A 25,215-nucleotide genomic window follows, 5' to 3' on the forward strand; every position below is an offset into this window, starting at 1 on the left:
CCATCTACAACGAGGCGGCCGAAGCCATCATCGCGCATCGCGACGGCAAGCCTGCCCCCGAAGGCGTCATCTATCCCGGCATCGAAGAGGGCCTGGCAGGCGTCGCCTTCGTCACCGCCTGCGTCGAATCTTCCAAACGCGGCGGCGCATGGGTCAAGTTCGGAAATTATATGAAGCGGTAGCAGCACGTACGCAACAGCGAAGCGGGCGGCGATTCCATTCTTCCCGGGACCGGTCTTTGTCGGGATGTACCGCGGCAGCTCTATAACGGATGCCACGGCAAGGGCTTTGCAAGACGGGTTTCAAGCCCATTGCCGCCCCGCTCGCTCGGGGCGGGATTCAGTCTGACGGCTTGCATGGCCCGGGTGCGTAGGAGCGGATGTTCCGATTGAACTCCTATGTCGAGGCAATTCGAAGGGCTCCCACCGCCAGTCTTGTTCTCTGGCCTTATCCCCGTGGGTTCAAGGTGCCTGTTCCTTCATGAAACCGTCGAAGAAGGCTGCCAGTTGGTCATGGGCATCGAGCGGCAGGACATGGGCGACATACTGGTCGGGGCGCACGATCACCAGGCATCCCTCGCTTCTGTCGATGCCGCGCATATCGAAGATGTTCGGGCCCTGCTTGAGATCGGGGCAGAACATCTTCTCGTAATCGACAAGGCCGAGGCTGCCCTTTTGCGGCTTGAGAAAGGCCGGCAGCGCTTCAAGCGCAAGCTCGTGCGTGCCCTGCTGGAAGATCGCGCGGACATCGAACACCGCATCGATATCCTGGTCCGGGCGGGTGAAGCGGCGCACTGGCGATGCGGGATCTTCAGACAGGAAGCGGCACAGCCGGGCAATCGCCGAACCGGCCGATGACGGATCCTCATTGGGACAAAAGGCAAAGAGCCGCCAGCGCGCGTCCGCGTGGACGACATGGCCGAGTTGAACCGGCTTGGCGTCGGCGAGGCGGACGACGGGGGCGGAATGGAACCGCGTGCCGATCTCGAAGCCGGTGGCAAGCGATTGCCACCGGTCGCCGCCGGTCAGCCGCGATTCCCCGTACCTGACCGACATGCCGGCGGTGTAACGGCCATGCTGGATAAAGTAGCGCTGGAACCGCGGCGCCTCGCCGTTGTCGCCGTCGCCGGCTTCTGGTGGCTCGCTCATGATGCGCGACCACTCCCGGTCGAAGTCGATCAGGTCCTGCGCCACTGCCTGCCGCTCGGCGGAATAGCTGTGCAGGATGTCCGCGGGACAGAGACCCCGCAACACCGAGGCCAGTTTCCAACCGAGATTGAACCCGTCGCCCATCGACACATTCATGCCCTGACCCGCCTTCGGGCTATGGGTGTGGCAGGCGTCACCGCAGATGAAGACACGCGGCAGGCGGGAGCCAGCTTCGCTTTCGGGAACATCGTCAAACTTGTCGGTCAGGCGCTGGCCGATCTCGTAGACCGACCACCAGACCACTTGCTTCACGTCGATCGAATAGGGCCGGAAGATGCGTTGCGCAGCGGCGACCAGATGGTCGACGGTGATGTTGCGGCTTGCCACGCGTTCATCGGATTTAAGCTTGTCGAGCTCGATGTAGAGCCGGATCAGATATCCACCCTCGCGGGGGATGATGATGATGTTGCCCTCGCTGGCTGACTGGATCAGCGTCTTGCAGCGGATATCGGGGAAGTCCGTGACCGCCAGCACATCCATGACACCCCAGGCCTGGTTGGCCGAATCGCCTTCAAGCTTGCGGCCGATCGCCTTGCGCACGGCGCTGCGCGCGCCGTCGCAGCCCACGACGTAGCGCGCCTTGAGCTCGACCGTCTCGCCTTCACGGCCGGGATCGAGCCTTTCGAGCGTGGCCGTCACCGGGAAGTCGCCAGCCGCCGGATCGACGGTCAGTCCGGCAAGCTGGAGGGAATAATCGGGCTCGAGCCGGGAGGGCGAATTGCGCATGACCTCAAGATACATGTCGTGCACGCGGGCCTGGTTGAGAATCATGTGCGGCATTTCCGAGAGGCCGTCCTCGACGTCCTGGATGCGGCCATTGCGGACGATCTGTTCTGGCGCCCGGGGATCGGGTTTCCAGAACGTCGTCTCGTTGACCCAGTAGCCCTGTTTGAGGATCTTTTCGGCAAAGCCGAAGGCATTGAACATTTCCATCGAGCGGCAGGAAATCCCGTCAGCCTGTCCCTTGTCCATTGGACCGGACCTGCGCTCGACAATCCGTGTCGTGATTTCCGGGAAGGCGGCGAGCTGGGCGGCAAGCGTCAGCCCCGCAGGTCCGGAGCCGACGATCAGGACATCGACAGGCGCGTCAAAATCCGGATCGGAAACCGGCCGGCCCGCAGCGGCATCGGACACTTCGGGGTCCCCGGGGCGAAATCCGTCGAGATGGTACTGCATGAACGCTCCTCCAAATTAATATGTAGACTTACTATTATCCCGAAAATGCCCGCAAGGCAAATAGTATGTGTAATTATCAATTTGGGGTAAGCTGGCGCCGGGCGCGCCGGTGCCGATGCCGCGTTCCGATGTTATGCGAAGAAACGGAGAGACGATGACACATGTATCGAGAATGCCCGGACACCTGATCCGGCGGCTGCATCAGATCTCGACCCATGTCTTCATGACCCGCACCAGGGAGGCGGGGTTCGACCTTACGCCGGTGCAGTTTGCCGCTCTCGATGCGATCCGCGAGAGCCCCGGGATCGACCAGGCCGGACTGGCCGATGCGGTGGCCAAGGACCGGGCAACAATCGGCGCCGTGGCCGACCGTCTGGAGCAGAAAGGTCTGGTCAGCCGGAAGGTGAATGCGCAGGACAAGCGCGCGCGCATCCTGGCACTGACGGACGAGGGAGAAGCCCTGGTCGCGGCGCTCAAGCCGCTGGTGGAGGAGCTCCAGACCGACATTCTCCCCGGCCTCGACGAGACCGAATACCAGCTGTTCGTCGAGCTTGCCGCCAAGGCGGCCAGAACCGCCGGCAGTGTCGGGTAGGGTGTTTCGCCAGCCTACCGGAACATCGCCGAGGGGATCGTCAGCGCGATCTGCGGAAAGACGATGACCGCCAGCAGGCAGACGGCCATTGCGACCCAGAACGGTATCACGCCGCGGAAGATCGTGGCCATCGGCACGTCCTGGGCGACGCTCTTGACCACGAAGACATTCAGCCCGACCGGGGGCGTGATCATGCCCATCTCGATGACGATGACCGCAACCACGCCGAACCAGATCGGATCGAACCCAAGGCCGGTGATGATCGGAAAGAAGATCGGGATCGTGACGACCAGCATGGCCAGGCCGTCCATGAACATGCCGAGCACCAGATAGGCGATGATGATCAGCAACAGGACGCCGTAAGGGCCGAGACCCGCCGATGTCATGGCTTCGCCCAGCATGGCCGGTACGTGGGTCAGCGCCAGGAACGGGTTGAGCACGCTCGCGCCGATGACGATGAGATAGAGCATGGCCGTGGTGCCAACGGTGTCACTGACGGCCTGCTGGAGCATGCGCCAATCGAGCTTGCGCATGCCGATTGCCATCAGGATGACCAGCCCGGCACCGATACCGGCAGCTTCGACGGGTGTGAAGACACCGAGATAGATGCCGCCGATGGAAACGATGATCACCGTGACCAGCGGCAGGGCGCGCATCAGGGCACGCATCCGCATCGATATCGACACCCATTCCCCGCGTGGACCGGCTTCAGGGTCTTTCAGCGTGACCAGCGCCACGGCTGCCATGAACAGCGCGGTGAGCAAGAGCCCGGGCAATATGCCTGCCATGAAGAGCTGGCCGATGCTTTCCTCGGTCAGGATCGCGTAGAGCACGAAACCGGTGGATGGCGGGATGAGAAAGCCGAGAGTGCCGCCCGCGGCAATGGCGCCCGTCGCCAGCGCGTCGGAGTATCTGAAGCGCTTCATTTCGGGCAACGCAACCTTGCCGATGGTCACGGCTGTCGCCACGGACGAGCCGCTGACCGCCGCGAAAGCGGCACATCCGATGATCGATGCCGAGGCCAGTCCGCCGCGCAGAAAACCGACCCAGGCAAAGGCTGCCTCATACAGACGGCTGCTGAATCCGGCGACGGAGGCGATGTTTCCCATCAGGATGAACAGCGGAATCACAGTCAGACTGTAGTTTGAAGCGGCCGAGAAGGTTTCCGTAACGAGCAGCGCGTTGGCCGACCGGGCGCCGCTGATCAGGACGGTTCCGAAATAGCCGGCGGCCAGCATGGCCATTCCCACCGGCATGCGGAACACCATGAGGGCGAACATCATCGCAAGGCCACCGAGCCCGATCACCAAATCACTCACTGCGGGCCACTCCTGACCGGATGATGTCCACGAGCTGGATTGCCAGCACGAGGGCGTAGAGGGCCGCTCCGAGGACCAGCAGTCCGTAGAAGGGCCAAAGCGGGATGCTGAGCATGTTGGTGGCGTCGCCATATTCGGCGGCGTCGGCAAGCTTTCCCCAGGAGCGCCAGCCCAGCAGCGCCAGCAGGTAGATCGAGATGCCGCGCGCCAGGATGTCGCCGGCAAACCGGCCGAAGGCGCCGATCATGCCGTCAAACACATCGACGCGGATATGCAATTCCTTCTGTGCCGCGCTCGGCATCGCCAGCATCACCAGCACGACCGAAGCCATCTCGATGATTTCGTTGTTGCCGAGGATGGGAGCATTGAAGGCATAGCGCATGACGACACCGGCAAACGTCACCACCAGAAGCACGGCCAGCGCCAGCGACGATGCAAGGGTGAGCACGCGGACAGTCCATTCGACGGATGTCGAATGGACCAGGTCGGTTCGCGCGTTTTTCACGACTTGCTCACATGCTCTTCAGGGCGTCGACAAATGCCTTGGCCTTGATGCCCGCGGCCTCGGCCTCGCCGATCACCGTGTCGACAACCGGCGCCGATGCGGCGTTGAACTTCGCCGCCTCGTCGGCGGAAAGCGTGATCACTTCCTTGCCGTCTGCAGACGCGAAGCCGGCAAGCGCCTTGTCGGCGATGCCGAGCCAGGCCTGGTTGCCGTTTACGGAGGCTTCACGGCCGGCTTCCAGCACGACTTTCTGCTGGTCTTCGCTCAGATCGCCGAAGCTGTCGCGGTTCATGATCAGGAAGAAGCTCGAGATCGTGGTTTCCATGCCGGTGGTGATGAACTGCGTCACTTCGGCGAGCTTGAACGCGCCGAGCGTGGTGGCGTCGGTCATGGCGCCGTCGATGACGCCGGTCTGCATCGCGTTGTAGATGTCGGGAGCCGGCATCGATACCGGGGTTGCGCCCCAGCCTTCAACCACGAGGCCGGCATTGCGCGACGGGACCCTGATCTTGAGACCCTTGAGGTCTTCAAGCGTGCGGACCGGCTTTGATGCCGTGAAGATGACATTCGGCGCATTGTTCCAGATGCCCACCAGCGCCACGCGCTTGTACTCATCCGACAGCATGTCGATGTTCTTGAGGATCTGCGCCGTGCCCGTGTCTGCGGAAATCACGCCGGGAAGCTCCGTCAGCAGCGTCTGGGGGAAGTTCGATGCGGTGTAGCCGGGCAGGCCGAAGGCGATGTCGGTGACGCCGTCGACGGCACGATTGTACTGCTCTCTCGGGCCCGGGCCGAGTTCGCCGCCCATGAAGACGCTGACCGTCACTTCGCCATTGGTTTCCTTTGCGATCTTTTCCGCAAACGGCTTGTAGACCTTGTCGACGACGAAGTGGGTGGGCGGCTGAAAATCAGCCAGTTTCAACTCGGCCGCCGAGACGGCTCCGGTGATGATGCCCAGTACAGCGACGGCACCGGTGATGGTTCTGGAAACAGACATTGCATTCCTCCCTGAGAGACATCCAGCCATTGACCCGGCTGCTCGAAATGTCTCCGATTTCTACAAGTCCGCCGGGAGTGAAACCATTTCAAAGACGTGCGGAGGCCATAATTAATGGCTATAGCGAAGGTCTGTAGTTACTGACCAGATCGATCAGCGTGGCTTGCGAAGCCGTTGGTTTCCAGCCGCGGCGGGTGGTTATTCCGATCGCCCGCGCGGTGTCCGGCAATTCAAAATCGATCCGTGCAATTCTGCCGGCTTCTATCTCGGCCTCTGCCTGGAGGGCGGAAACGCAGCCGAGGTGGTCGCTGTTTAACAGCAATTCGCGAATGAGAATGTGCGACGCGGTTTCGACAATCCGATCGGGCACCGTGTGGCCGGTACCGGTGAACATGTCCTCAAAATGCTTGCGCGTCGGTGTGCCCGCGGCGGCCACAGCCCATGGATAGTCGAGCAGGTCGCCGACACCGATGGATGATCGCCCCACAAGCGGATGGGCGGGACCGGCAACGATTGCGAGCGTGTCGTCAAACAGCGGCGTCTGCTCGATGTCGCCAATCGGGGCCGGATCGCGCAAGGCGCCGATCAGGAAATCGACTTCGCCGTTGCGCAAGCCGGAAATCATTTCGTCGTAGGGCCCGTCAAGTATGCGCAGCGGCAGTCTCGGCCATGCCTGCCTGAACCGGGCGATGACCTTTGGCAGGAGATAGGCCCTGGACAGAGGCATGGCGCCGACCACGATGCGGCCGGTTTCACGGCCGAGCGCTTCGGCGATTTCCATGTCCGCCTGCATCAGTTCCGCATCCATCAACCGCGCTGCACTGGCAAGCAACTGCCCGGCCCGCGTAGCGACAATGCCTGTGGACGTTCGCTCGAAAAGCGGCCGCACCGCTTCTTTTTCGAGCTGGCTGACGGCCCGGTGAACGGTTGGCTGGGCGATCCCAAGCCGCCTGGCAGCAAGAGTGAAGTTGCCGGTTTCGCGAACCGCAATCAGGGCTTCGAGCTGCGACGCCGTCGCCGTAACCCGCAATCGCGGCGCAACCGATGCGAACGCCTCGTCGATGAGGGACAAGGCCCGGCCGATGCGCTCCGCGTGGAGCCTGCCCAACGCGGTGGCGAAGACGCCCTGTGGCGTGCGGTCGAACAGCGCCGCATCGAGTTCCGCCTCGATCTTGTTGATCGCCTGGGTGACCGCCGGCTGGGACAGGCCGCAATCGCGGGCGGCCTTGCTGATCGACGCCAGGTTCGAGACCGCCAGGAAGATCCGCAAGTGGCGAATATTGTGCTTCATGGCACAGGCTTGTCCGAAAGAATGGCATTCAGGATGCGGTCGGCACGCTCACCGACATCGGCGCTGCCACCGGCCAGCCCGAGACCGGCGATCTCGGCCTGCCAATCGGTGATCGCGTCCGACATGCGCGACGGCAAACCCTGCTCGGTGACGGTGCGGGCCACTTCCCGCATTTCCGCGGCCCGGCGTTCGCCATGAACCATCATGCGCTCGAGATTGTAGGCCGACCGTTTTGCCCAGTCGATGCCCGGATCGGACGCCTGCAGGGAGTGTAGCACTTCGGCTTCGACACCGGCCCGCCGCGCCGCAAGCAGGCATTCTGCTGTCAGGGCCTCAAACCCCTTGATCATGACCGAACGAAACATCTTGATCGCCGAGGCCTGCCCCACCGCGTCGCCGGCATGTCGCGGCTGCATGTCCAGCGCCTCGAGCAACAGCATGGCATCGACCGCCCCGGGGCCGGAGACCAGCAGCGGCGTCCGGTGCCGTTTGGGATGAACCGGCGCCATCACGGCGACATCGACATAGATGCCTCCCGCTGCCTCAATCACCTCTGCTGCCTGCCGCTTCGTTCCCGGCGAACAGGAATTGCAATCAAACCAAACCGTGCCGGCGGGGATGTGCGGCGCACAGTCTTGCGCCGCCACCAGGGCCTGGTCGGCTGTAACCAGGCTGAAAACCGCCTGGGCGCCCGCGAGCGCTTCGGCTTGCGAGCCGCAGATCCTGACGCCCAGCCTGTCTGCCCTGAGCTTTAGTGTGTCCCGCTCTCCCGGCTTGCCGATTTTCAGATCGTAGCAGGAGATCGCGCCATCGTTTCTCTCGCGCCAGCCGGACACAAAGGCTTCCGCAGCCTCCCCGAATCCGATGATCGCCACTCCGCTGCCGAGATTTGCCATGGTTCCGCTCTCTTGCCTTTCAGTGGCCGGAAGTCTGGCAGAACGCCTGCGGCCAATCCACCCACTATAGCAATTTCTTATGTGATGCGCGCCGCATTGAAATTGCCCAAGACAGCGTGAATGCGCAAAATTCGCGCAACCGGATTGGAGAAAACCCGATGTCAATGAAGAAGACCGCGCTGGTCATCAGCGCTCACGCGGCCGATTTCGTCTGGCGCTGCGGCGGCGCCATCGCCGCGCATGCCGAGCTTGGATACGACGTCACCGTGCTCTGCCTGTCGTTTGGCGAACGCGGCGAGAGCGCCAAACTCTGGAAACAGCCGGGCATGACCCTGCAGGCGGTGAAAGACGCCCGCCGCAAGGAAGCCGAAGAGGCGGCGAAGGCGCTGGGCGTGCATGAGCTGGTGTGCCTCGATCTCGGCGATTATCCGCTGGAGCTTTCCCGCGACGACAAGAACCAGGTGGTCGACGTCATCCGCAAGGTCCAGCCGGCCTTCATGCTGTCGCACTCGAAATACGACCCGTACAACACCGATCACAGCTACACGACACAGGTGGCGCTCGAGTGCCGGATGATCGCCCAGGCCTGGGGACACAATCCGGGCGAGAAGGTGCTTGGCGCGCCGCAGCTCTACCTGTTCGAGCCGCACCAGACCGAGCAGATGGGATGGAAGCCGGACACGTTTCTGGACATCACCCCGGTGTGGGAGAAAAAGCGCGCGGCGATCGAGTGCATGCAGGGCCAGGAGCATCTCTGGGAGTATTACACCCGCGTGGCGCAACAACGCGCCAATCATTTCAAGCGCAATTCCGGCGGTCAGTCCGGTGGCCGCGACTGCAAATATGCCGAAGGGTTTGAATCGATCTTCCCGCGCACGGTGGACGAGCTTTGATGTCAGGATTTCGCGGCGGACCTGAAATCACTGGAGTATCCCATGTCTGAACCCTGCTTCGACATCGCACACCTGGCCCATGTCGAGATGTACACGGACAGGTTCGAGGAAAGCCTCGACTTCTTCACACGGGTCTACGGCCTGACCGTTTCGGGCCAGGACGAGACCTCGGCCTATCTGAGGGCCTGGGATGATTACGAGTTTCACAGCCTGAAACTGACACGGCATCACACCACTGGTGTCGGGCATATCGCCTATCGCGCCTCTTCGCCCGAAGCCCTCAAGCGGCGGGTCGTCGCCATCGAGGCAAGCCGCTTCAAGAGCCTCGGATGGGTGGATGGCGATCTCGGTCACGGCCGGGCCTACCGCTTCGAGGATCCGTTCGGCCATGTGTTCGAGATCTACTGGGACACCGTCAGGTACCGGCCGGATGCAGCGCATAAGCCGGCGCTCAAGAATATGGCAAGCCGGTTTCACGCCACCGGCGCCTGTCCGCGCCGCATCGACCATCTCAACCTGCTGGCGACCGATGTGTCCGAGTTCCGGGAGTTCATGGAAACATGCCTGGGCTCGCGTGTGACCGAGATCATCCAGCTCGACAATGGCCGCCTTGGCGGCTGCTGGTTCACCATCAACAACAAGACCTATGACCTGGCCTGCACCGAAGAGCATGGCGGCGGCAGCGGGCGCCTTCACCACGTCACCTACGCCACCGATTCCCGCGAGGACATATTGCGCGCCGCCGACATCTTTCTCGAGAACGGCGTTCACATCGAAACGGGACCGCACAAGCACGCCGTCCAGGGCACGTTCTTTCTCTATGTCTGGGAGCCCGCGGGCAACCGCGTCGAACTGGCGAACTCCGGCGCCCGGCTGATCCTGCAGCCCGATTGGGAACCGGTGGTCTGGACCGAGGCCGACCGCAGGAAGGGCCAGGCCTGGGGCCTGAAGACAATCGAGAGTTTCCACACCCACGGAACCCCTCCGGTCAAGAAGGATCATTGAAGTGCCAGTTGTCAGACAGACTATCGATCGCGCCGACGCCGAGCTCATCAGGCGGCTGGGCGAAGCCGGCGTCGCCACCGTGCACGAGGCGCAGGGCCGCACCGGGCTGATGAAGCCGAACATGCGCCCGATCCAGCAGGATCTCGCCATCGCCGGATCGGCGGTGACAATCTCCGCCGCACCCGGCGACAACTGGATGATCCATGTGGCCATCGAGCAATTGCAGGAGGGCGACATCATGGTGCTGGCGCCGACCGCCCCCTGCGACATGGGCTATTTCGGCGACCTGCTGGCAACCTCCGCCATGGCCCGCGGCTGCAGAGCCCTCATCATTGATGCCGGCGTACGCGACACGCGGGATCTTCGCAGGATGGGGTTTGGCGTCTGGTCGACGGCGGTTTCGGCGCAGGGCACGGTCAAGGAGACATTGGGCAGCGTGAATGTGCCACTCGTGTGCGCCGGCGCCCTGGTCAATCCGGGCGATATCATCATCGCAGACGATGACGGGGCCTGCGTTGTTCCCCGTGCCAATGCCGAAACCGTCATGGCCGCCACCGCGAAGCGGCTCGATGCCGAGGAGGCAAAACGCGCGCGGCTTGCCGCGGGCGAACTCGGCCTCGACATCTACGACATGCGTCCGCGGCTTGCCGAAAAGGGCCTGAAATATGTCTGACGGCATTGCCTGCCTGTGGATGCGCGGCGGCACCTCGAAAGGTGCCTATTTTCTCAAGCGCGACCTTCCCGACACTCCGGCCGAGCGGGATGCGCTGCTGCTCAGGATCATGGGTTCACCGGATCCGCGCCAGATCGACGGCATTGGCGGGGCTGATCCGCTGACCTCGAAGGTCGCCATTCTGTCGCCCTCCACGCGCGCGGATGCTGATGTCGACTACCTGTTTCTCCAGGTCTTTGTCGATCAGGCGCTGGTGTCCGATGCGCAGGGCTGCGGCAATATCCTGGCGGCGGTCGGCCCGGCAGCGATAGAGCGAGGCCTCGTCGCGGTTTCCGGCGAGACCACGCCGGTGCGCATCCACATGCTCAACACGGGTGAGGTCGCCACCGCCCAGATTTCGACACCCGGCGGCAAGGTGAGCTACGAGGGGAGTGCCGCCATCGACGGGGTTCCCGGCACCCATGCGCCGGTTCCGCTGATGTTTAACAACATTGCCGGATCGATGTGCGGGACCCTGCTGCCGACCGGCAACAATGTCGATGTCATCGACGGCATCGAGTGCACGCTGATCGACAACGGAATGCCCTGCGTAATCATGCGGGCCTCCGATCTGGGTGTCACGGGCGGCGAGACGAGAGAGGAACTCGACGGCAATGCAACTCTGAAGGCCCGACTTGAGGCGATCCGGCTTGTCGCCGGCCCGCTGATGAACCTGGGGGACGTCAAGGACAAGTCCGTGCCGAAGATGACCCTGGTCTCTGAAGCCCGCTCCGGCGGCGCGATCAGCACCCGTAGTTTCATTCCGCATAGGTGCCATGCCACGATCGGCGTCTTCGCCGCCGTCAGCGTCGCAACCGCGTGCCTGCTCCACGGATCTCCGGCTCACGCGTGCGCGTCCATTCCGTCCGACGGGCGATACGCAATCGAACATCCGACAGGTGTGACAGAAGTCCTGATAGAGCAGGACGCAACGGGCGGCGTATCCGGTGCAGGCATATTGCGGACGGCGCGCAAGCTCATGGATGGTCGGGTCTACCAGGTATGAGCAATTAACAGCTTGTGCTCATTCTGGCGGAGGCGACTGATGCATTGCGCGGATGCGGACGCAAGGCTACGCGTCAACCGGGAATGTCTGGGGCAGGGGCCGGGGGCGGCTGTCTGCCAGGCACTGTCATCCTTGCGCCGAACAGGCCTTCTGGATGTAGTCGCGCAACCAGCGATGAGCCGGATCATGGGTGAAGCGTCGATGCCAGACGATCTCATGCGAGATCGGCGCGATTTCCAGCGGTATGGGGATCACTGCCAGCTCGTAGTTCTCGGCAAAGTAATCCGCGGTTCGCTTGGTGAAGACACCCACTTGATTGCTGTCGCGCAGAAGATGCGGTACCAGGGTGAAGTTGGTCAAGGCCGTCTGCACGTGCCGCGCATGGCCGAAGCGGGACAGAATCGCATCAAAGGCCGCGTGACGTCCGCCGCCCGAGCGGACCACCAGATGCGGATAGGACAGAAGCGACTGGAAATCGGCGGCCCCTTCTGCGCGCAGGATCGGGTGTCCCTTTCGGCACAGGCAGACCAGGTCCTCGGAAAACGCAACCGAGCGCAACATGCTCGTCGGCAGATCATCGAACCAGCCCAGGGCAAGATCGATTTCTCCACTGGCCAGCAGGCGGATCGAAACATCCCGGTCGGACGTTCGCAGATCAAGCCGCATGTTCGGGGCGATTGCGTGCATCGTGCGCATGACCGGCAGGAAGATTGGCAGGCTCAGCCGATCAGGAGCGCCGATCACGAAATGCGAACTGTCGGTTGCCAGATCGATTTCTGTTTCCTGCCGGAGGCAAAGCTCGACCCGCCTGACGATCTGCTCGACTTCGGGTGCCATGGCTTCCGCCCGCGGGGTCGGTACAAGACCGGCGCCTTCACGCACAAACAGCGGATCGTCCAGCGCATCCCGCAGACGCTTGAGGGAATTCGAGATCGCCGACTGTGTGCGGCCAAGCCGCTCTCCGGTCCTTGTCACACTGCGCTCTTCCATCAGCGTGTTGAAGACCAGCAGCAGGTTCATGTCGAAGGTTCTCAGCATGGCATGCCACGTCCACTATCATTTGAAATGATGATAATAACATACAACAAAAATTTGCCAAATGTACACTTGAAACCTACGGTTCCATGATCCTTGCTGAGGAGGCAAGGCGTCGCCCACGGGTGACATTGAGGAGGAGTATAGATGATGCATTACCTGCACGGCCGGTTTGCATGAGTGTTTCTGATTTGGGGGCTGCAGGTTATCTGTCCTATTGCGCCACTCCAAAGCGTCCCGATTTCCGGGTGCCCGAGGGCGCGGTCGATGCGCATTGCCACGTATTCGGACCGGCAACGCGCTTTCCCTTCGCGCCCGAGCGGAAGTATACACCGGTCGACGCTCCCAAGGAGCAACTGTTCCGGCTGCGCGATTATCTCGGTTTTTCACGCAACGTGATTGTTCAGGCCACATGCCATGGCCGCAACAATGACGCTCTCGTCGACGCGCTTGCCACCTCCGATGGACGGGCCCGCGGTGTCGCCGTTGTCGGCGCCGACGTCACCGATCCGGAACTCGATGCCCTTGACCGGGCCGGCGTACGCGGCGTGCGGTTCAACTTCCTCAAGCGGCTGGTCGATGATACGCCGCACGCGGTGTTTGAACGGATCGCGCAAAGAGTTCAGCCGCTCGGCTGGCATGTCGTGGTCTATTTTGAGGCGCAAGACCTCGCAACCGTCGCACCGCTTCTGGGCCGGTTGCCGGGCAGGATTGTCGTCGACCACATGGGACGCCCCGATGTCACAAAGGGCGCCGACGGTCCCGAGTTTGCCCGTTTCATTGAACTCATGGAGCGCAATCAGCAGATCTGGGTCAAGGTTTCCTGTCCGGAACGGCTTACCGTATCCGGTCCACCCTATGACGATGTCGTGCCCTTCGCCCATCGCCTGGTGACAACGTTCCCCGACCGCGTCCTCTGGGGCACCGACTGGCCTCATCCGAACATGGAAACGCACATGCCGGACGACGGGGTCCTGACCGATCTCATTCCGCGCATCGCTCCCACGGAGTCCCTGCAACAGGCCCTGCTTGTCACCAACCCGATGCGGCTCTACTGGCCCGAGGAGATGCAGCCTTGACCCCCGGTGCACAGGCCTCTTCGTTGAACCGGATTCTCGTCGCTGGCCTGGCGAGCACAATGATCGTCGCCTGCATCCTTTGGAACATCAAGGCCCCGACACGTCTGGGTCTGGCGATCCTCCCGCAGCAGTACATGGCCTTCCAGCTCGGCATTGCGCTGGCGGTCGCCTATCTGCGTTTCGGGTTCAATGGACAGGACAAGACGCGGGTTGGCTGGGTCGACGGCACCATTGCCGCGATCGCCTTTGTCACGCTGATGTATGCCGCCTGGGACTTTGCCTGGCTGCTGCAGGAACAGGCCTACCGGCCCTGGCAGATCACTGTGATCGGCACCGTCGTTACCCTTGCCGTTCTGGAAGGCGTGCGCCGCCGTGCGGGACTTATGCTGTTTTCGATTGTCAGCCTTTTTCTTGTCTATGCGCTCGTTGCCGACAAGGTGCCGGGACGGCTGATCGGCAAGGAACTGAGCCCGGAGCGGCTGGTCCAGTATGCGGGCTTCGATCCCAACGCGGTTTTCTCCACACCGCTGGCGGTCGGCACGATCGTGGTGATGCTCTTTGTCTTCTTCGGCCAGTTGCTCTTAGCGGCGGGCGGCGGAAATTTTTTTACCGACCTGGCGATGGCTGCTACCGGGCGGACGCGCGGCGGAAGCGCCAAGATCTCGGTCGTCGGGTCAGCGCTGTTCGGCTCGATCTCAGGCTCGGCGGTCGCAAATGTCGTCACCACCGGCGTCGTCACCATCCCGCTGATGAACCGGGGCGGCTATTCCAAGCGCGATGCCGGCGCGATCGAGGCCGTCGCCTCGACTGGCGGCCAGCTGACGCCGCCGATCATGGGAGCCGCCGCGTTCCTGATGGCCGAGTTTCTCGATATCCCATACCTGGCCGTGGCCGGCGCAGCCCTGCTGCCGGCCGCACTCTACTATCTCGCTGTTTTCACCCAGGTGGATCTGATAGCCGCGCGTGACAAGATTGCCTCCGCGGATACTGATGGGCTCACACCCCGGCAGGTGCTGCGCGAGGGCTGGCATTTCATCCTGCCCTTCGCCGTATTGCTGCTGGCATTGTTCGTCTGGCGAATGGATCCCGAGGAGTCCGCTCTGCTCTCCTCCGTCGCGATTGTCGGCGTCGGTTTCCTGCGGGGTTATCGCGGCGAGCGGCTCACACTGCGCACGCTGGGTCGGGTCTTCGTCGACACCGGTATCGCCATGATCAACCTGATCCTCGTCGTTGCCGCCGCGGGCTTCGTCATCGGGGTTCTCAACATCACCGGCCTCGGCTTTGCGCTGACCCTGGTTCTTGTCGACACGGTGGGGTCCAATCTGAGCCTGCTGCTCATCGCATCGGCAGCGATCTGCATCATACTCGGCATGGGCATGCCGACCTCGGGGGTCTACGTGCTTCTGGCCGCGCTGGTCGCACCTTCGCTGGTCCAGGCCGGAATCACGCCGATGGCCGCGCATCTGTTCATTCTGTATTTCGGGATGCTGTCGATGATCACGCCGCCGGTTGCGCTGGCTGCTTTCGCGGCGGCGACGATTACCAGGGACGACCCGCTTCTGACCGGCGTTGCCTCGATGCGCATCGGCTGGGCAGCTTTCATCATCCCTTTCCTATTCGTGGCCACGCCGGAACTGCTGATGGAGGGGGAGACGGCACGGATGGGGCTGATGATGGCGCTCTCCGTCATCGGCATCATCGCCGTCACGAGCGGGATCGTCGGCTACTGGAGCGGGCCATTGAACCTGCCGTTGCGCGGGCTTGTTGTGGTGCTCGGTCTCTGCACCCTGCCACTCGGCTTCCTGCCGGCCGGCGACATCTTTCACGAAATAGCAGCCGGGCTCTGTCTCGTCCTTGCCCTGCTGCTCGCCTTACGGGGCAGGTTCCATCATGAAAACACCAAGGGAGGAATTCAATCATGACCAAGTTCGTTAGCCTGATTGCCGCAGGCGCCATCAGCATCGGCCTCGCCAGTGCTGCCAGCGCACAGGTGGTGACCATCGCCTCGGGCGCACAGGGCACACTGGCCTACAACACCGGGCAGGCGGTCGCCAAGGTCGCCAACGATGCTGGAATTACCGGTCGCACCCAGCCGCTTGTCGGCTATCTGCCGCTGATCAGCAATGGCGAGGTCGACTTCGGCTTCTCAAACCTCATCGAAACCGAATACGCGGTCACCGGGACCGGGAATTACGACCGGGCCAGCCCCGACATTCAGCTTGTCGGCACCATGTTCAACCTGGTCACCGGCATGATGGCGCCTTGTGATCTTGGGCTCGCCACCATCGCCGATGTCAAGGCACGGGCCGCCGATCTGCGGATTGCGTCGGAATACACGTCCTCGACGATCATCAAGTTCTACATCGCCGGCGGGCTGGCGAATGGCGGGATGAGCTATGACGACTTCCAGCAGGTACCGGTGGCGAGTTTCGTCGCCGGCATCGACGCGCTGGGCGACGGGCTCGTCGACATCGCCCTTGTGTCGCTCAATGCGGGCGCGGGGCAACAGGCTTCGGTCAAGCTGCAGGACCGGGGCGGGCTGTGCTACATCTCCCAGGATTCATCCGAAGCAGGTACGGCCGCATTCAAGGAATACCTCCCTGCCGGCAAGCTCGTGTCCCGCGAGCAGAACGAAAAGGTCAACGGTTTGCAGAACCACCCGGCCAACCTGATGAGCATTCCCTGGGTGCTGATGACAAACAACAAGGTGGACGAGGATCTCGTCTACCGTCTGACCAAGGCGATCGCCGAGAACAAGGAAGCCTTGAAGGCATCGTTCGGCGCCTTCGGGGGCTTTGACCCCAAGACGATGGCGCCGGCGTCTTCCGTGCCCTATCACGCAGGCGCCCTGCGCTATTTTGCGGAAGCCGGGATTTCTGTCGGCAAATGACACCGTGGTGTGCGCCCTCTCTTGCGAGGGGGCGCAAATTCTTGAGAAGGACCGACTGATGATGACGCAAACAAAGGCTGCAGACGGCCATCTTTTCGATTGCTGGATCGAACCCGCAAAAAGCGAACGCAAGGGAGGAATCGTCATCCTCCAGGAGATCTTCGGCGTGACCGACCAGCTCAAGGGTGTGGCCGCCATTTATGCCGCGCTCGGCTATGAAGTGGCGATCCCGGCATTGTTCGACCGCCAGGAACGCGGTGTTGTCGTGCCTTTTGACAAGGGGCCGAAGGGACGCGATCTGATGCTGGCCGCCAAGCTCGACGAGACCATGGTGGACGTCGCCGCAGCCGTCGCCGCGCTCGCGAAAAATGGCGGCAAGGTCGGCGTGATCGGCTTTTGCTGGGGCGGCGGCCTGGCCATCCGGGCGGCCCAGACGCTGGATATCGCCGCTGCGGTCGCCTTCTACGGCACCCGGCTGCCGCAATACCTGGATCGTCCGCTCAAGGCGCCGATGCAGGGCCATTGGGGTACTCAGGACGATCATGTCCCCGCCGAGATGCTGGCAGAGGCCCAAGCCTATCTGCCCCAGATGGAGGTCCATACCTACACGGCAGGGCATGCCTTCGCCAATGATGCGCGCCCATCCTACGTTCCCGACGTGGCGGCGAAAGCCCACGCTCGAACCCAGGCCTTCCTGCAGAAGCACCTCGGTTGAGCATGGTTTGAGGCATGTCTTCGCCAACCCGTTTGTTGAACGGTTGTCGAAGACTTAAACAAGATCCGCTGTGCCGGGTATTTAGACACCAGCACGGCGCACGCACCAATGACGTCTGTGTTTCCTTGCCACGAACCCGCGTGCCACACTTTTCATGACCGGCCTTGGGCCAGGAACACTCGAATCCGGCACCCTCCATGCTGTACGGCTCGTCCTCGGTCACACAAAACCCAAAGCACTTTGCGCTGTCTTGGTCTGGATGATGAGAACACCCGCGTGAAGACGGGAAGCCAACGCGGCTTGTCTCAAGAACCAGCCGACGCGAAAATGCTTTGTTTGCTATCCGGTGCGCATGCTGAGGATCCATAGATCTGGAATACAAGGAGGAGATCTCTGCAAGTGGGTGGCTGCGTGGAGGCGTTGCGACTTTCAAGCCGTAAGACATCAAGCTCACATTTCGTCGCTTTGGCCCAACAGGCATCTGCACCGCAAAAAGGTGGGCACAACGGATGCGGGTTATCTTTCTGAAAAGGAGCGTTTGGCCGAGGGACTGCGCGTTTTAAGCATATGCACTTGATGTGCCGTGATCTCTTCCCTGATTGTACCCACGCATAGGTAGTCCGACGCGGTCTGGCTCTTGTTCGGTCTGCCGCATCCAGCGGAGCGCATCGGTGCGTGTTTGAAAGTGTTTGCAGCGGGGATCATGGCCAGTGCGTCGAACATGTGCCTGCCACTTGTCATTGCGTTTTCGTAGGAATGCCACGTCGGCAATTCCTGTCAGTGTGATCAGATTGTGACCGGTGACAAAACAGGACTGTTCCAGGGCTTGCTCGTCCGTGCACAACCCATTGTGTTCGTTAGGTTGTGAAATGGCGCACCCGACAGGATTCGAACCTGTGACCTCTGCCTTCGGAGGGCGCAGGAATGGTGTTGTTTGCCGTTCTTCTGGGTTTCTGCGTCTTTCCTAGCTATTGAAAATAAAGCATTATTACATAAATGTATTTTACTGTGGCTGCTTCGGTTTGCCTCAGATTACCAATATGGTGTTAGCCCGGTGTTAGCCTGAGGGGAATTGCATGGAAAACTTCAAACTCACGAAATCCTTAGTTGATGCGTTGAAGCCTCAGACCGAGCCTGCGAAGGACTACATCGCATGGTGCGGCGAACTGCGTGGCTTTGGGTGCCGTGTACGCAGGACAGGTGCTAAAAGCTTCGTCGCCATGTACCGTGTTAAAGGTGCAGGTCGCAGCGGCAAGCCGAGGATGGTAACCATTTGCAAGGTTGGTGAACTGACACCAGATCAAGCTAGGAAGAGGGCCAAGGAAACACTTGCGAGAGCAGCACTTGGCGAAGACGAAGCGGTCGAAAAGGCACGAAAAAGGGCGGAACTAACTGTAACCCAACTTTGCGATGAATACCTTGCTGAAGGCTGCGACGCGAAGAAGGCGTCCACGGTTGCAACCGATCGTGGCCGTATTGCGCGTCACATAAAGCCTCTTATGGGCAAAATGCGCATAGGCCAAGTTAGGCGCGGTGATATCGAACGCTTCATGCGCGACGTTGCCACTGGGAAGACTGCGGTGGTGGAGAACGGACGCGCCGTCGTAACTGGCGGCAAGGGAACCGCCGCTCGGACAGTGCGTTTGCTTGGTGGCATCTTCAGCTATGCGGTGGCGCGTGGATACATCGAAACTAACCCGCGTTTCGGCGTGAAGGTTTATGCTGACGGCAAGGGCGAGCGCTTTTTAACCAAGGAAGAAATGCAGCGTTTGGGCGAAACGCTTCGTGAAGCTGAATTTGTCGGTCTACCTTGGAATCTTAATGAAGAAAAAGATGCCAAGCATTTGCCCACAAAAGATGAAGACCGGCGTGAAATCGTTTCACCGTATGCCGTCGCCGGGATCCGCCTTCTAATGCTCACAGGGTGCCGCGTGGGTGAAATCTTGGGATTGCGCTGGTCAGATGTCGATTTCGAACGCGGCGTTTTTAACCTGGCGGATTCCAAGACAGGTGCAAAGAAAGTTCTGCTTGGAGCGTCTGCGCTTGAAGTGCTGGCGGAACTCCCGCGAACAGGGGAGTACGTGATTGCCGGTGCCTTGCCCAATAAACCGCGTTCGGACCTCAAGCGCCCGTGGGAACGTATTAAGCGACACGCCGGGCTTGAAAGCTTGCGATTACATGACCTTAGGCATTCGTTCGCGTCGGTTGGTGCAGGCGCGGGAATGGGGCTTGCGATCGTAGGCAAGTTGCTTGGTCACGAATCGCCCTCTACAACGGCTCGTTACGCCCACTTGGCTGACGATCCTTTGCGCCGTGCATCGGAGAGCATATCAGGCATGATTGCAACGGCAATGAGTGGAAGCGATCAGGGCGCGGCTACACCAATAAAGAAACTCGGAGATTGACCATTGTGGGCAAGATGTCGTGGGAACAAACATTTAGAGATACGGTTGAGGGGCGTCCAGGACTTTTCACAGCAGAAATCTCCGCTGATAACGGTCTCCTTGGGGTAAACAAACCAATTTCCAAGGGCGCAAAACCACAGCCACATTTGGTTGTGGAACTGCTGCGCAGCGATATTCCGCTAACAAAAGAACTGCGAGCGATTATCGCGGACTTTCTGGACCCGAACGCCCAAACAGCATTTTGGTTCAAGCCTTTTGGTCGCCGAAACAAAGGACGTCATCCGGATTGGAAGACCTGGCACATGGACGCGGCGATCTTTGTCGAAAAGAATTCCGAGGATCGGGGTACTTTTGAGGCTGCAGTTCAAGGTGCAATGCAAAAATACGGCTTGCAGAGATCCCAAGTGACAGACGCATGCAAAATACTAAAAGAAGTGAGAAAATATGAGCGCAGCCTTCGCGAGGAAGACCTGTAGTCCGGCTAATTCGGCCCATTAGGTGGACCGTTAAGATTTTGTATTAAAATCGTAAATGTGAATATTGATTGCCATTCCGTGCGTTTGACATGGTTGATTTAGGATGGCATCAATGACCCAATCGACATTCCTTCGCCGCGACAAAGCGGCTGCGTACCTTCAAGAGCGCTTCGGCGCATACACTACCAACACACTTGCAAAGCTTGCCTGTGTTGGAGGCGGGCCGAGATTTCGCAAGCTTGGGCCGTTTCCCGTTTACTTGTCCGAAGACCTTGACGAGTGGGCGAAGTCACGCATGTCGCGCTCTGTTTCCAGCACATCGGAATTTGGTGCAAGCGACAGGCGGGAAACCGAATGAAACGGTTGCAGTACGACAATTCAGTTGCAAACTTACACAACGCTTACGAGGTATTGTCGTGAGCGCTGGGGGTGAAACGAGCGGGGCTGGCGATAGAGGGCACGGTGGCACCTCTCACCTCCATAGGGCTAGGCCAATTCATGAACCGGGAATGCTTTCGCAGATTCAGCGTGGCGTTCGCGATGCTTTCCGGCTTGCATGCGTTCAAAATGGCTGGAGTCCGGTCCCGCTGCGGGCGTCAAGCCCCTTGGACAACGAAGGCACTTGGGCGCACGGAAGTAAGCTTCCATCGATTGTAGGCTGGCAAGCTGTCAGGCGTGTCACCGAAGATGACGTCAATGAATGGCTGTCGGATGAATATTCGGCTGGGCTTGGGACGGGGGTAAGAACCGGGCTGCAAGTTTGCGACGATGGGAGCAACGTTTGGGTTCACACCATCGACGTAGATGTGGACGGAATGCTTGGTTCCTTGAGAGGTGCACGGCTTGACGAGGCCGAAAAGAAATACGCGATTGTAAACAATGTGGTATTTCTCGCTCGGCAATTTCTGGGTGAGGACGTGATGATCCGGGAGGGCCGCTTTGGCCGCGTTACTATTGTTGCTATCAGTCGTGGCCTAGTCGATTTTGGAAATGCTCTTCACTTTGGGTTGGACAGCGAAGGCCACCATGATCACATCGATTTCCGGTGTGCCGATGGACAGCAGATCGCCTGTCAGGGTGTCCACCCATTTGTATATCCCGATGGAACCCAACACTGCTACGCATGGATCGGCGATAGATCACCGGCAACGGTCAAGCTGACCGACGTTTGTTGTATTACGCAACAGCAGGCTACCGCGTTTGTAGATGCGCTAGCGGATCGGCTCAAGCCGTTTGGAATTACAAGGTCGCCGCCCCCCGGAACCGCCAACACCCAAACAGGTGACGCTATAGAGACGGGCGGCTCATACGATCCAATAATCAGTGCTAATAGCGGACTGATTACAGGGCGGCGCGATCTCTATATCCATAGAATCGCGGGTCAAAGTCTTTTCGTGTTGAGCATACAGCAGAGCAACCCGCCAAGCGCTGCGGATACGCCCCTCATTGACAGGGCAGCGAACGAGGCCTTTGCGAAGATTTCGACAAACTGCGAGATGGCGGACGCGGGCGGCAAGACCATAACGCTGGAACGTGTTCGAAAGGCCGTCGTGAAGGCTATCCCCAGAACCGTGCGCGACTGGAAGGCAAGGAAGGCATCCAGCGCCGATGGGGCCAGGATCTATCAGCAGAGCCAAAATGCACAGGCGGCAAAGTTGGCTGAACACGCAAAGCAGAAAGGATCCGAGGGGCAGTCGAGCGCATTCGATTATGTTCCACTGCCTCCTGCTGAAACACGCTCTCTCGCAGAATTGAGAAGTGTGCTCCATGACGGCATCAGCGGATTTATCATTCCGACCTTGGCCAACATGTATCTCACCTACGGGTTGGCAGAACGCAGGCTTCGTATTGCCCGCGCGCAAGCTGGGATTGGGAAAACGCACGCAACAATCGAAATTCTACCTAAGGCCATTGTGGCTGACAGGGCGTTGGTTGCAGGGAGCCTTAAACGCTGGGAAAGTTGGCGGCTCCGTAGGGAGATTTTCAGAGCAGGGAACCCAGACGTCCGGTTTGAAGAAGCTGAACCAGATCGGGACATGCAACCCATGCGGTTCCTGTTCACAGCGCCGCCGCACAAGCTCTTAATGCAGACGGAAGACGGTCTGCTGAAATCCCTCAAGGAAGCCGGTGTCGATGCGTCTGTGCTGCGCTGGGTTTCGCAAGTCCACAAAGACCCGGTGAACCGTGACGGTGTGACCTACCACCCATGCAGGATTCCTGAGGTGGTCATAAAGGTCAAGGAGCGTGGGGATTCGCCACTGCAAGCCTGCATGTCGAAGCAGTTTTTAAGCAAGGAGCAGTATGCTTGGTTTGTCGCCAACAAGGAAGCGGATCGGCAAAAAGCTCTTTATATGAAACTGGTGAGAATCGCAGCCGATAAAACCCGAGATCATGCGGAGAAGGTCTCGGAATTGCGTGGGGCCAATGTTCAACTTGAGAAGGCTCAGCGCGACGGCGATGTTGATGCAATCAAAGACGCGAAAGCAGAGGTCCGGAGGTGCACGGGCCCGTTTGAGCGAAGCAAGAATACCAAAGACCGGCTGGATAGACGCGTTCGCCAGACGCTGAAGAATCAGAGGATTGTGAAACGGCAAATGGCCATCCATGGCGCACACAGCCAGGAATTTCATCCGTCGCTTGAGGATCGGATCAAAGGGCAAAAGGCCGTGCCGCCTCCTGTGGATGTCTTCGCTGGAAAGAAGCCACCGACTGGGACCATTTGCAACTGCCCATACGCGAAGACTTGCGCCTATGGCTCGCAATTGGCAATCGGGCGTGATGGGAAGCCAGGTCTGGAACTTGGCGAAATCCTAATCAACAAGCGCGACCCGGACATTTTGCTGGCCACCCACAACATGACCACGAAGCCCGGAGGGCATCTGATTGAGGCGCGAAAGCGCGGCATGAATATCGTAGATGAGAGCCTTTTAGATGTCAGCGTCAGCGGCGATCCGACAACCGTTGATATGGGGCAGCTTTCGCTCGTCGCGCCTCACTTGGCAGGGGCAATTCACCTCTATCTGCGTGCGTGCGGTGGCGAGCTAGGGGATAATTTTGGAAATATTAACGTGCCTTTTCATCGTGATCTTTTGCACGCATCCTATGATTGTCAGGATATGCACGTCGCAGGCGGGCCGCCAGAGAAAATATCGAGAAGCCGTGTCATATCAGAAATCCAAGACGGGTTGAAACGGTGCAATGAGATTCTGAAGTCGCGGCCTTCATTCATCAAGGCACCCAACTGGAGTAATGAGATCCAAGACGCATCCGATTTGGCGTCTTTCGAAAGTGGAATGCTCCAGAGGCTCGCCCGTGTTCTTGTCGAGTTATTACGGTTCGCCGGAGGGAAACAACAGTTGTCAGCGGGTTTGACCATTGCGCGAAAATCCGGAGAAACTGGCGTCGCCTTAGAATTTCGAAGTCTCATGAGACTGCATCCAAGCTGGTCTGCTCGCACCACCACAAAGGGCGAAGACACAATCACGCACTGGTTTCCGATTTTGATGCTCTCCGCGACACCCGGAGAAGAACGACATCTGAGTGCCGCCACTGGAATAGCCGATATAGAGACGATAATTGACTTGCCGGATATCCCATTCAAGCAGGGAACGCGTGTTGTTTGTGTGTCTGGTGTTGGCGACAATCGAACCAAAATCCGCGAAGAGATTTCCGACAATTTCGAATTTCCTCGAAACGCAAAACATGAGTGGTTTCGCAAGTTTATGGAGCGCGATTTGAAGGCTCACGGGAAAACTTACGACCCGGCCAAAGCTGGCTTGGTGACGACACTAGATGCGCTCCCCAAGATCAGAGACCATTACCTGGTGGAAGGCAGCGAGAACTATGTCACCTACGGCGGCGCTATCGGGAGCAACAAGCTTGAGGACGTGCCGGTGCTGGTCATATATGGACGCCACGGGCCGCGCGACGATGACATTATACGCCTGTCAGAGCTGATATTCGGTAAGCGCGTCGAGGAGCCACTGACTGCGCTAGAGTTGTCGATGCTTCCCGCCGTTGATGAAAACGGCAACACGATTGGGCGTCCTGAGCCATATGTTGTGCGTGACGAATACGTAGACCTGAACAATGTGGATGTGATTGCTGAACTTACTGCCCTTGGGGCCACCCGGTCTGGTCGTATGTTTTTTCAGCGGTTCCAAGTTAAGCATGAAACACGGGGCGGTATCGTTTCCCCATATGTGCGAGAACACCATGATCCCGAAATAGCTGCTATATCTATTCACTTTTTTGAGGACGCAACCCATCAAGATGCGATTTATCGTGCCCGCCTCGGCAATCGAAAAGATGGTCACGAATGTACGGTTTACGCCTTCACGGACATGTATCTCCCGCAAGCAACAGAACTTCACAAGCTTGATGATTTGAAGACGCAGGATGACCTAACCCGCACGGGGGTATTCTGCATATATTGGCGCTGGCTGGTTGCAACAAGACCTGATCAGTTCAAGGACAAAAAGAGCGTCGATGCGAAGTTAGACACGCGGTGGCACGCTGTGCCGTCTGCTCCAGACGGCTGGGTAAGGCACAACATCTGTTTTGATGGGAGCAGCGAGCCATTTGAGGTTTACGTTGACCCGTCAATCGACGACCACGAAGCTGCAATTCGGGCGGAAGTAGCAGAATTATATGTGATATTCACAAGCCGAACCAAGCGCGGCGCGAAGCTCAATGTGCCCTTTGAATAATATTCGGGGCTGCGTGTCTCAACTCCCTAGCCGTGATCATGATAAAGGGGCTATATATCGTGGGCACGGCTAGGGAGTGACATTTGCCCTTTTCGTTAGAGTTTTTTGTCCGCTGCAATGACGAGAGCGCCAGTTAAAGGAGACAGGGCCGAACAACACCGAAGTTGTGTTGTTCGTGACGGGATCGAACCACAATGAGTGCACACGTTGGCGCGGTGCAGGGTAAGATCCGGTGGGCTCATGGAATGGGCGAGCGTTGAAGTGGTTTGGAGGCCATTCACTCGGCCATTTCAAATTGCTCAATAA

General features: G+C 59.8%; 19 protein-coding genes and 1 pseudogene. 13 read left to right on the forward strand and 7 right to left on the reverse strand.

What is annotated here, in order from left to right:
- A pseudogene (locus GTW23_RS14905) lies at positions 1-182 on the forward strand (gfo/Idh/MocA family oxidoreductase); the annotation flags it as partial.
- 279 nt (positions 183-461) lie between these two features.
- Here GTW23_RS14905 and GTW23_RS14910 read toward each other — a convergent pair.
- Complete coding sequence (locus GTW23_RS14910) at positions 462-2,384, reverse strand: FAD-binding monooxygenase (RefSeq protein ID WP_252916334.1); 1,923 nt, start codon at positions 2,382-2,384, stop codon at positions 462-464.
- 154 nt (positions 2,385-2,538) lie between these two features.
- Between GTW23_RS14910 and GTW23_RS14915 the strand changes: the two genes are divergently transcribed.
- Positions 2,539-2,976, forward strand: coding sequence for a MarR family winged helix-turn-helix transcriptional regulator (locus GTW23_RS14915; RefSeq protein ID WP_252916335.1), 438 nt, complete (start codon positions 2,539-2,541; stop codon positions 2,974-2,976).
- Positions 2,977-2,990: 14 nt separating this feature from the next.
- Here the strand turns inward: GTW23_RS14915 and GTW23_RS14920 are convergent, their stop codons facing one another.
- The 5 genes from GTW23_RS14920 to GTW23_RS14940 form a co-directional block, all read right to left on the reverse strand.
- On the reverse strand, positions 2,991-4,295 hold the full coding sequence (locus GTW23_RS14920) for a TRAP transporter large permease (protein WP_252916336.1): 1,305 nt from the start codon (positions 4,293-4,295) through the stop codon (positions 2,991-2,993).
- Positions 4,288-4,800 (reverse strand): TRAP transporter small permease, encoded by a 513-nt coding sequence (locus tag GTW23_RS14925; protein ID WP_210385786.1) that lies wholly within the window; start codon positions 4,798-4,800, stop codon positions 4,288-4,290. Before GTW23_RS14925 ends, GTW23_RS14920 begins: the two co-directional genes overlap by 8 nt.
- Before the next feature lie 7 nt (positions 4,801-4,807).
- On the reverse strand, positions 4,808-5,797 hold the full coding sequence (locus GTW23_RS14930) for a TRAP transporter substrate-binding protein (RefSeq protein ID WP_152009726.1): 990 nt from the start codon (positions 5,795-5,797) through the stop codon (positions 4,808-4,810).
- Positions 5,798-5,915: 118 nt separating this feature from the next.
- Positions 5,916-7,088: a LysR family transcriptional regulator gene (locus tag GTW23_RS14935; protein WP_252916337.1), complete on the reverse strand. Its 1,173-nt coding sequence runs from the start codon at positions 7,086-7,088 to the stop codon at positions 5,916-5,918.
- On the reverse strand, positions 7,085-7,984 hold the full coding sequence (locus GTW23_RS14940; RefSeq protein ID WP_252916338.1) for an NAD(P)-dependent oxidoreductase: 900 nt from the start codon (positions 7,982-7,984) through the stop codon (positions 7,085-7,087). The genes GTW23_RS14935 and GTW23_RS14940 overlap by 4 nt, the downstream gene beginning before the upstream one ends.
- Before the next feature lie 158 nt (positions 7,985-8,142).
- On the opposite strand from GTW23_RS14940, the gene GTW23_RS14945 reads away from it, so the two are divergent.
- The 4 genes from GTW23_RS14945 to GTW23_RS14960 are packed head-to-tail and all read left to right on the forward strand — an operon-like array spanning position 8,143 to position 11,600.
- Positions 8,143-8,877, forward strand: a complete 735-nt coding sequence (locus GTW23_RS14945) for a PIG-L deacetylase family protein (RefSeq protein ID WP_252916339.1) — start codon at positions 8,143-8,145, stop codon at positions 8,875-8,877.
- 42 nt (positions 8,878-8,919) lie between these two features.
- Complete coding sequence (locus GTW23_RS14950) at positions 8,920-9,882, forward strand: VOC family protein (protein ID WP_252916340.1); 963 nt, start codon at positions 8,920-8,922, stop codon at positions 9,880-9,882.
- Position 9,883: 1 nt separating this feature from the next.
- The gene (locus tag GTW23_RS14955) at positions 9,884-10,555 is read left to right on the forward strand and encodes a 4-carboxy-4-hydroxy-2-oxoadipate aldolase/oxaloacetate decarboxylase (RefSeq protein WP_252916341.1); all 672 of its coding nucleotides are present in this window, start codon (positions 9,884-9,886) and stop codon (positions 10,553-10,555) included.
- On the forward strand, positions 10,548-11,600 hold the full coding sequence (locus tag GTW23_RS14960) for a 4-oxalomesaconate tautomerase (RefSeq protein WP_252916342.1): 1,053 nt from the start codon (positions 10,548-10,550) through the stop codon (positions 11,598-11,600). The genes GTW23_RS14955 and GTW23_RS14960 overlap by 8 nt, the downstream gene beginning before the upstream one ends.
- Positions 11,601-11,726: 126 nt before the next feature.
- Here the strand turns inward: GTW23_RS14960 and GTW23_RS14965 are convergent, their stop codons facing one another.
- Positions 11,727-12,638 carry a LysR family transcriptional regulator gene (locus GTW23_RS14965; protein WP_252916343.1) on the reverse strand — a complete coding sequence of 304 codons (912 nt, stop codon included), beginning with the start codon at positions 12,636-12,638 and terminating at the stop codon, positions 11,727-11,729.
- A 173-nt stretch (positions 12,639-12,811) separates the two neighbouring features.
- Here GTW23_RS14965 and GTW23_RS14970 point away from each other — a divergent pair, with 173 nt between their 5' ends.
- From GTW23_RS14970 to GTW23_RS15000, 7 genes are all read left to right on the forward strand, one after another.
- Positions 12,812-13,714, forward strand: a complete 903-nt coding sequence (locus GTW23_RS14970; RefSeq protein WP_252916344.1) for an amidohydrolase family protein — start codon at positions 12,812-12,814, stop codon at positions 13,712-13,714.
- On the forward strand, positions 13,711-15,636 hold the full coding sequence (locus GTW23_RS14975; RefSeq protein ID WP_252916345.1) for a TRAP transporter permease: 1,926 nt from the start codon (positions 13,711-13,713) through the stop codon (positions 15,634-15,636). Before GTW23_RS14970 ends, GTW23_RS14975 begins: the two co-directional genes overlap by 4 nt.
- A complete protein-coding gene (locus GTW23_RS14980) occupies positions 15,633-16,604 on the forward strand; it encodes a TAXI family TRAP transporter solute-binding subunit (RefSeq protein ID WP_252916346.1) in 972 nt (323 codons plus the stop codon). Before GTW23_RS14975 ends, GTW23_RS14980 begins: the two co-directional genes overlap by 4 nt.
- A 58-nt stretch (positions 16,605-16,662) precedes the next feature.
- A complete protein-coding gene (locus GTW23_RS14985; protein WP_252916347.1) occupies positions 16,663-17,319 on the forward strand; it encodes a dienelactone hydrolase family protein in 657 nt (218 codons plus the stop codon).
- A 1,076-nt stretch (positions 17,320-18,395) separates the two neighbouring features.
- On the forward strand, positions 18,396-19,724 hold the full coding sequence (locus tag GTW23_RS14990; protein WP_252916348.1) for a site-specific integrase: 1,329 nt from the start codon (positions 18,396-18,398) through the stop codon (positions 19,722-19,724).
- Positions 19,721-20,200 (forward strand): hypothetical protein, encoded by a 480-nt coding sequence (locus tag GTW23_RS14995; RefSeq protein WP_252916349.1) that lies wholly within the window; start codon positions 19,721-19,723, stop codon positions 20,198-20,200. Before GTW23_RS14990 ends, GTW23_RS14995 begins: the two co-directional genes overlap by 4 nt.
- Positions 20,201-20,709: 509 nt before the next feature.
- Complete coding sequence (locus GTW23_RS15000) at positions 20,710-24,909, forward strand: bifunctional DNA primase/polymerase (RefSeq protein ID WP_252916350.1); 4,200 nt, start codon at positions 20,710-20,712, stop codon at positions 24,907-24,909.
- Positions 24,910-25,215 lie beyond the last annotated feature (306 nt).

The organism is Parahoeflea alexandrii, assembly GCF_024105735.1.
GTDB classification, from domain to species: Bacteria; Pseudomonadota; Alphaproteobacteria; order Rhizobiales; family Rhizobiaceae; genus Hoeflea; species Hoeflea alexandrii.

Excerpts from the sequence above, each read along its gene's own strand:
- GTW23_RS14940 (WP_252916338.1), bottom strand. The coding sequence starts at position 7,984 with ATGGCAAATCTCGGCAGCGGAGTGGCGATCATCGGATTCGGGGAGGCT.
- GTW23_RS14915 (WP_252916335.1), top strand. The coding sequence starts at position 2,539 with ATGACACATGTATCGAGAATGCCCGGACACCTGATCCGGCGGCTGCAT.
- GTW23_RS14930 (WP_152009726.1), bottom strand. The coding sequence starts at position 5,797 with ATGTCTGTTTCCAGAACCATCACCGGTGCCGTCGCTGTACTGGGCATC.
- GTW23_RS14950 (WP_252916340.1), top strand. The coding sequence starts at position 8,920 with ATGTCTGAACCCTGCTTCGACATCGCACACCTGGCCCATGTCGAGATG.
- GTW23_RS14965 (WP_252916343.1), bottom strand. The coding sequence starts at position 12,638 with ATGCTGAGAACCTTCGACATGAACCTGCTGCTGGTCTTCAACACGCTG.
- GTW23_RS14945 (WP_252916339.1), top strand. The coding sequence starts at position 8,143 with ATGTCAATGAAGAAGACCGCGCTGGTCATCAGCGCTCACGCGGCCGAT.
- GTW23_RS14960 (WP_252916342.1), top strand. The coding sequence starts at position 10,548 with ATGTCTGACGGCATTGCCTGCCTGTGGATGCGCGGCGGCACCTCGAAA.
- GTW23_RS14935 (WP_252916337.1), bottom strand. The coding sequence starts at position 7,088 with ATGAAGCACAATATTCGCCACTTGCGGATCTTCCTGGCGGTCTCGAAC.
- GTW23_RS14990 (WP_252916348.1), top strand. The coding sequence starts at position 18,396 with ATGGAAAACTTCAAACTCACGAAATCCTTAGTTGATGCGTTGAAGCCT.
- GTW23_RS14980 (WP_252916346.1), top strand. The coding sequence starts at position 15,633 with ATGACCAAGTTCGTTAGCCTGATTGCCGCAGGCGCCATCAGCATCGGC.
- GTW23_RS15000 (WP_252916350.1), top strand. The coding sequence starts at position 20,710 with ATGCTTTCGCAGATTCAGCGTGGCGTTCGCGATGCTTTCCGGCTTGCA.
- GTW23_RS14985 (WP_252916347.1), top strand. The coding sequence starts at position 16,663 with ATGATGACGCAAACAAAGGCTGCAGACGGCCATCTTTTCGATTGCTGG.
- GTW23_RS14970 (WP_252916344.1), top strand. The coding sequence starts at position 12,812 with ATGAGTGTTTCTGATTTGGGGGCTGCAGGTTATCTGTCCTATTGCGCC.
- GTW23_RS14910 (WP_252916334.1), bottom strand. The coding sequence starts at position 2,384 with ATGCAGTACCATCTCGACGGATTTCGCCCCGGGGACCCCGAAGTGTCC.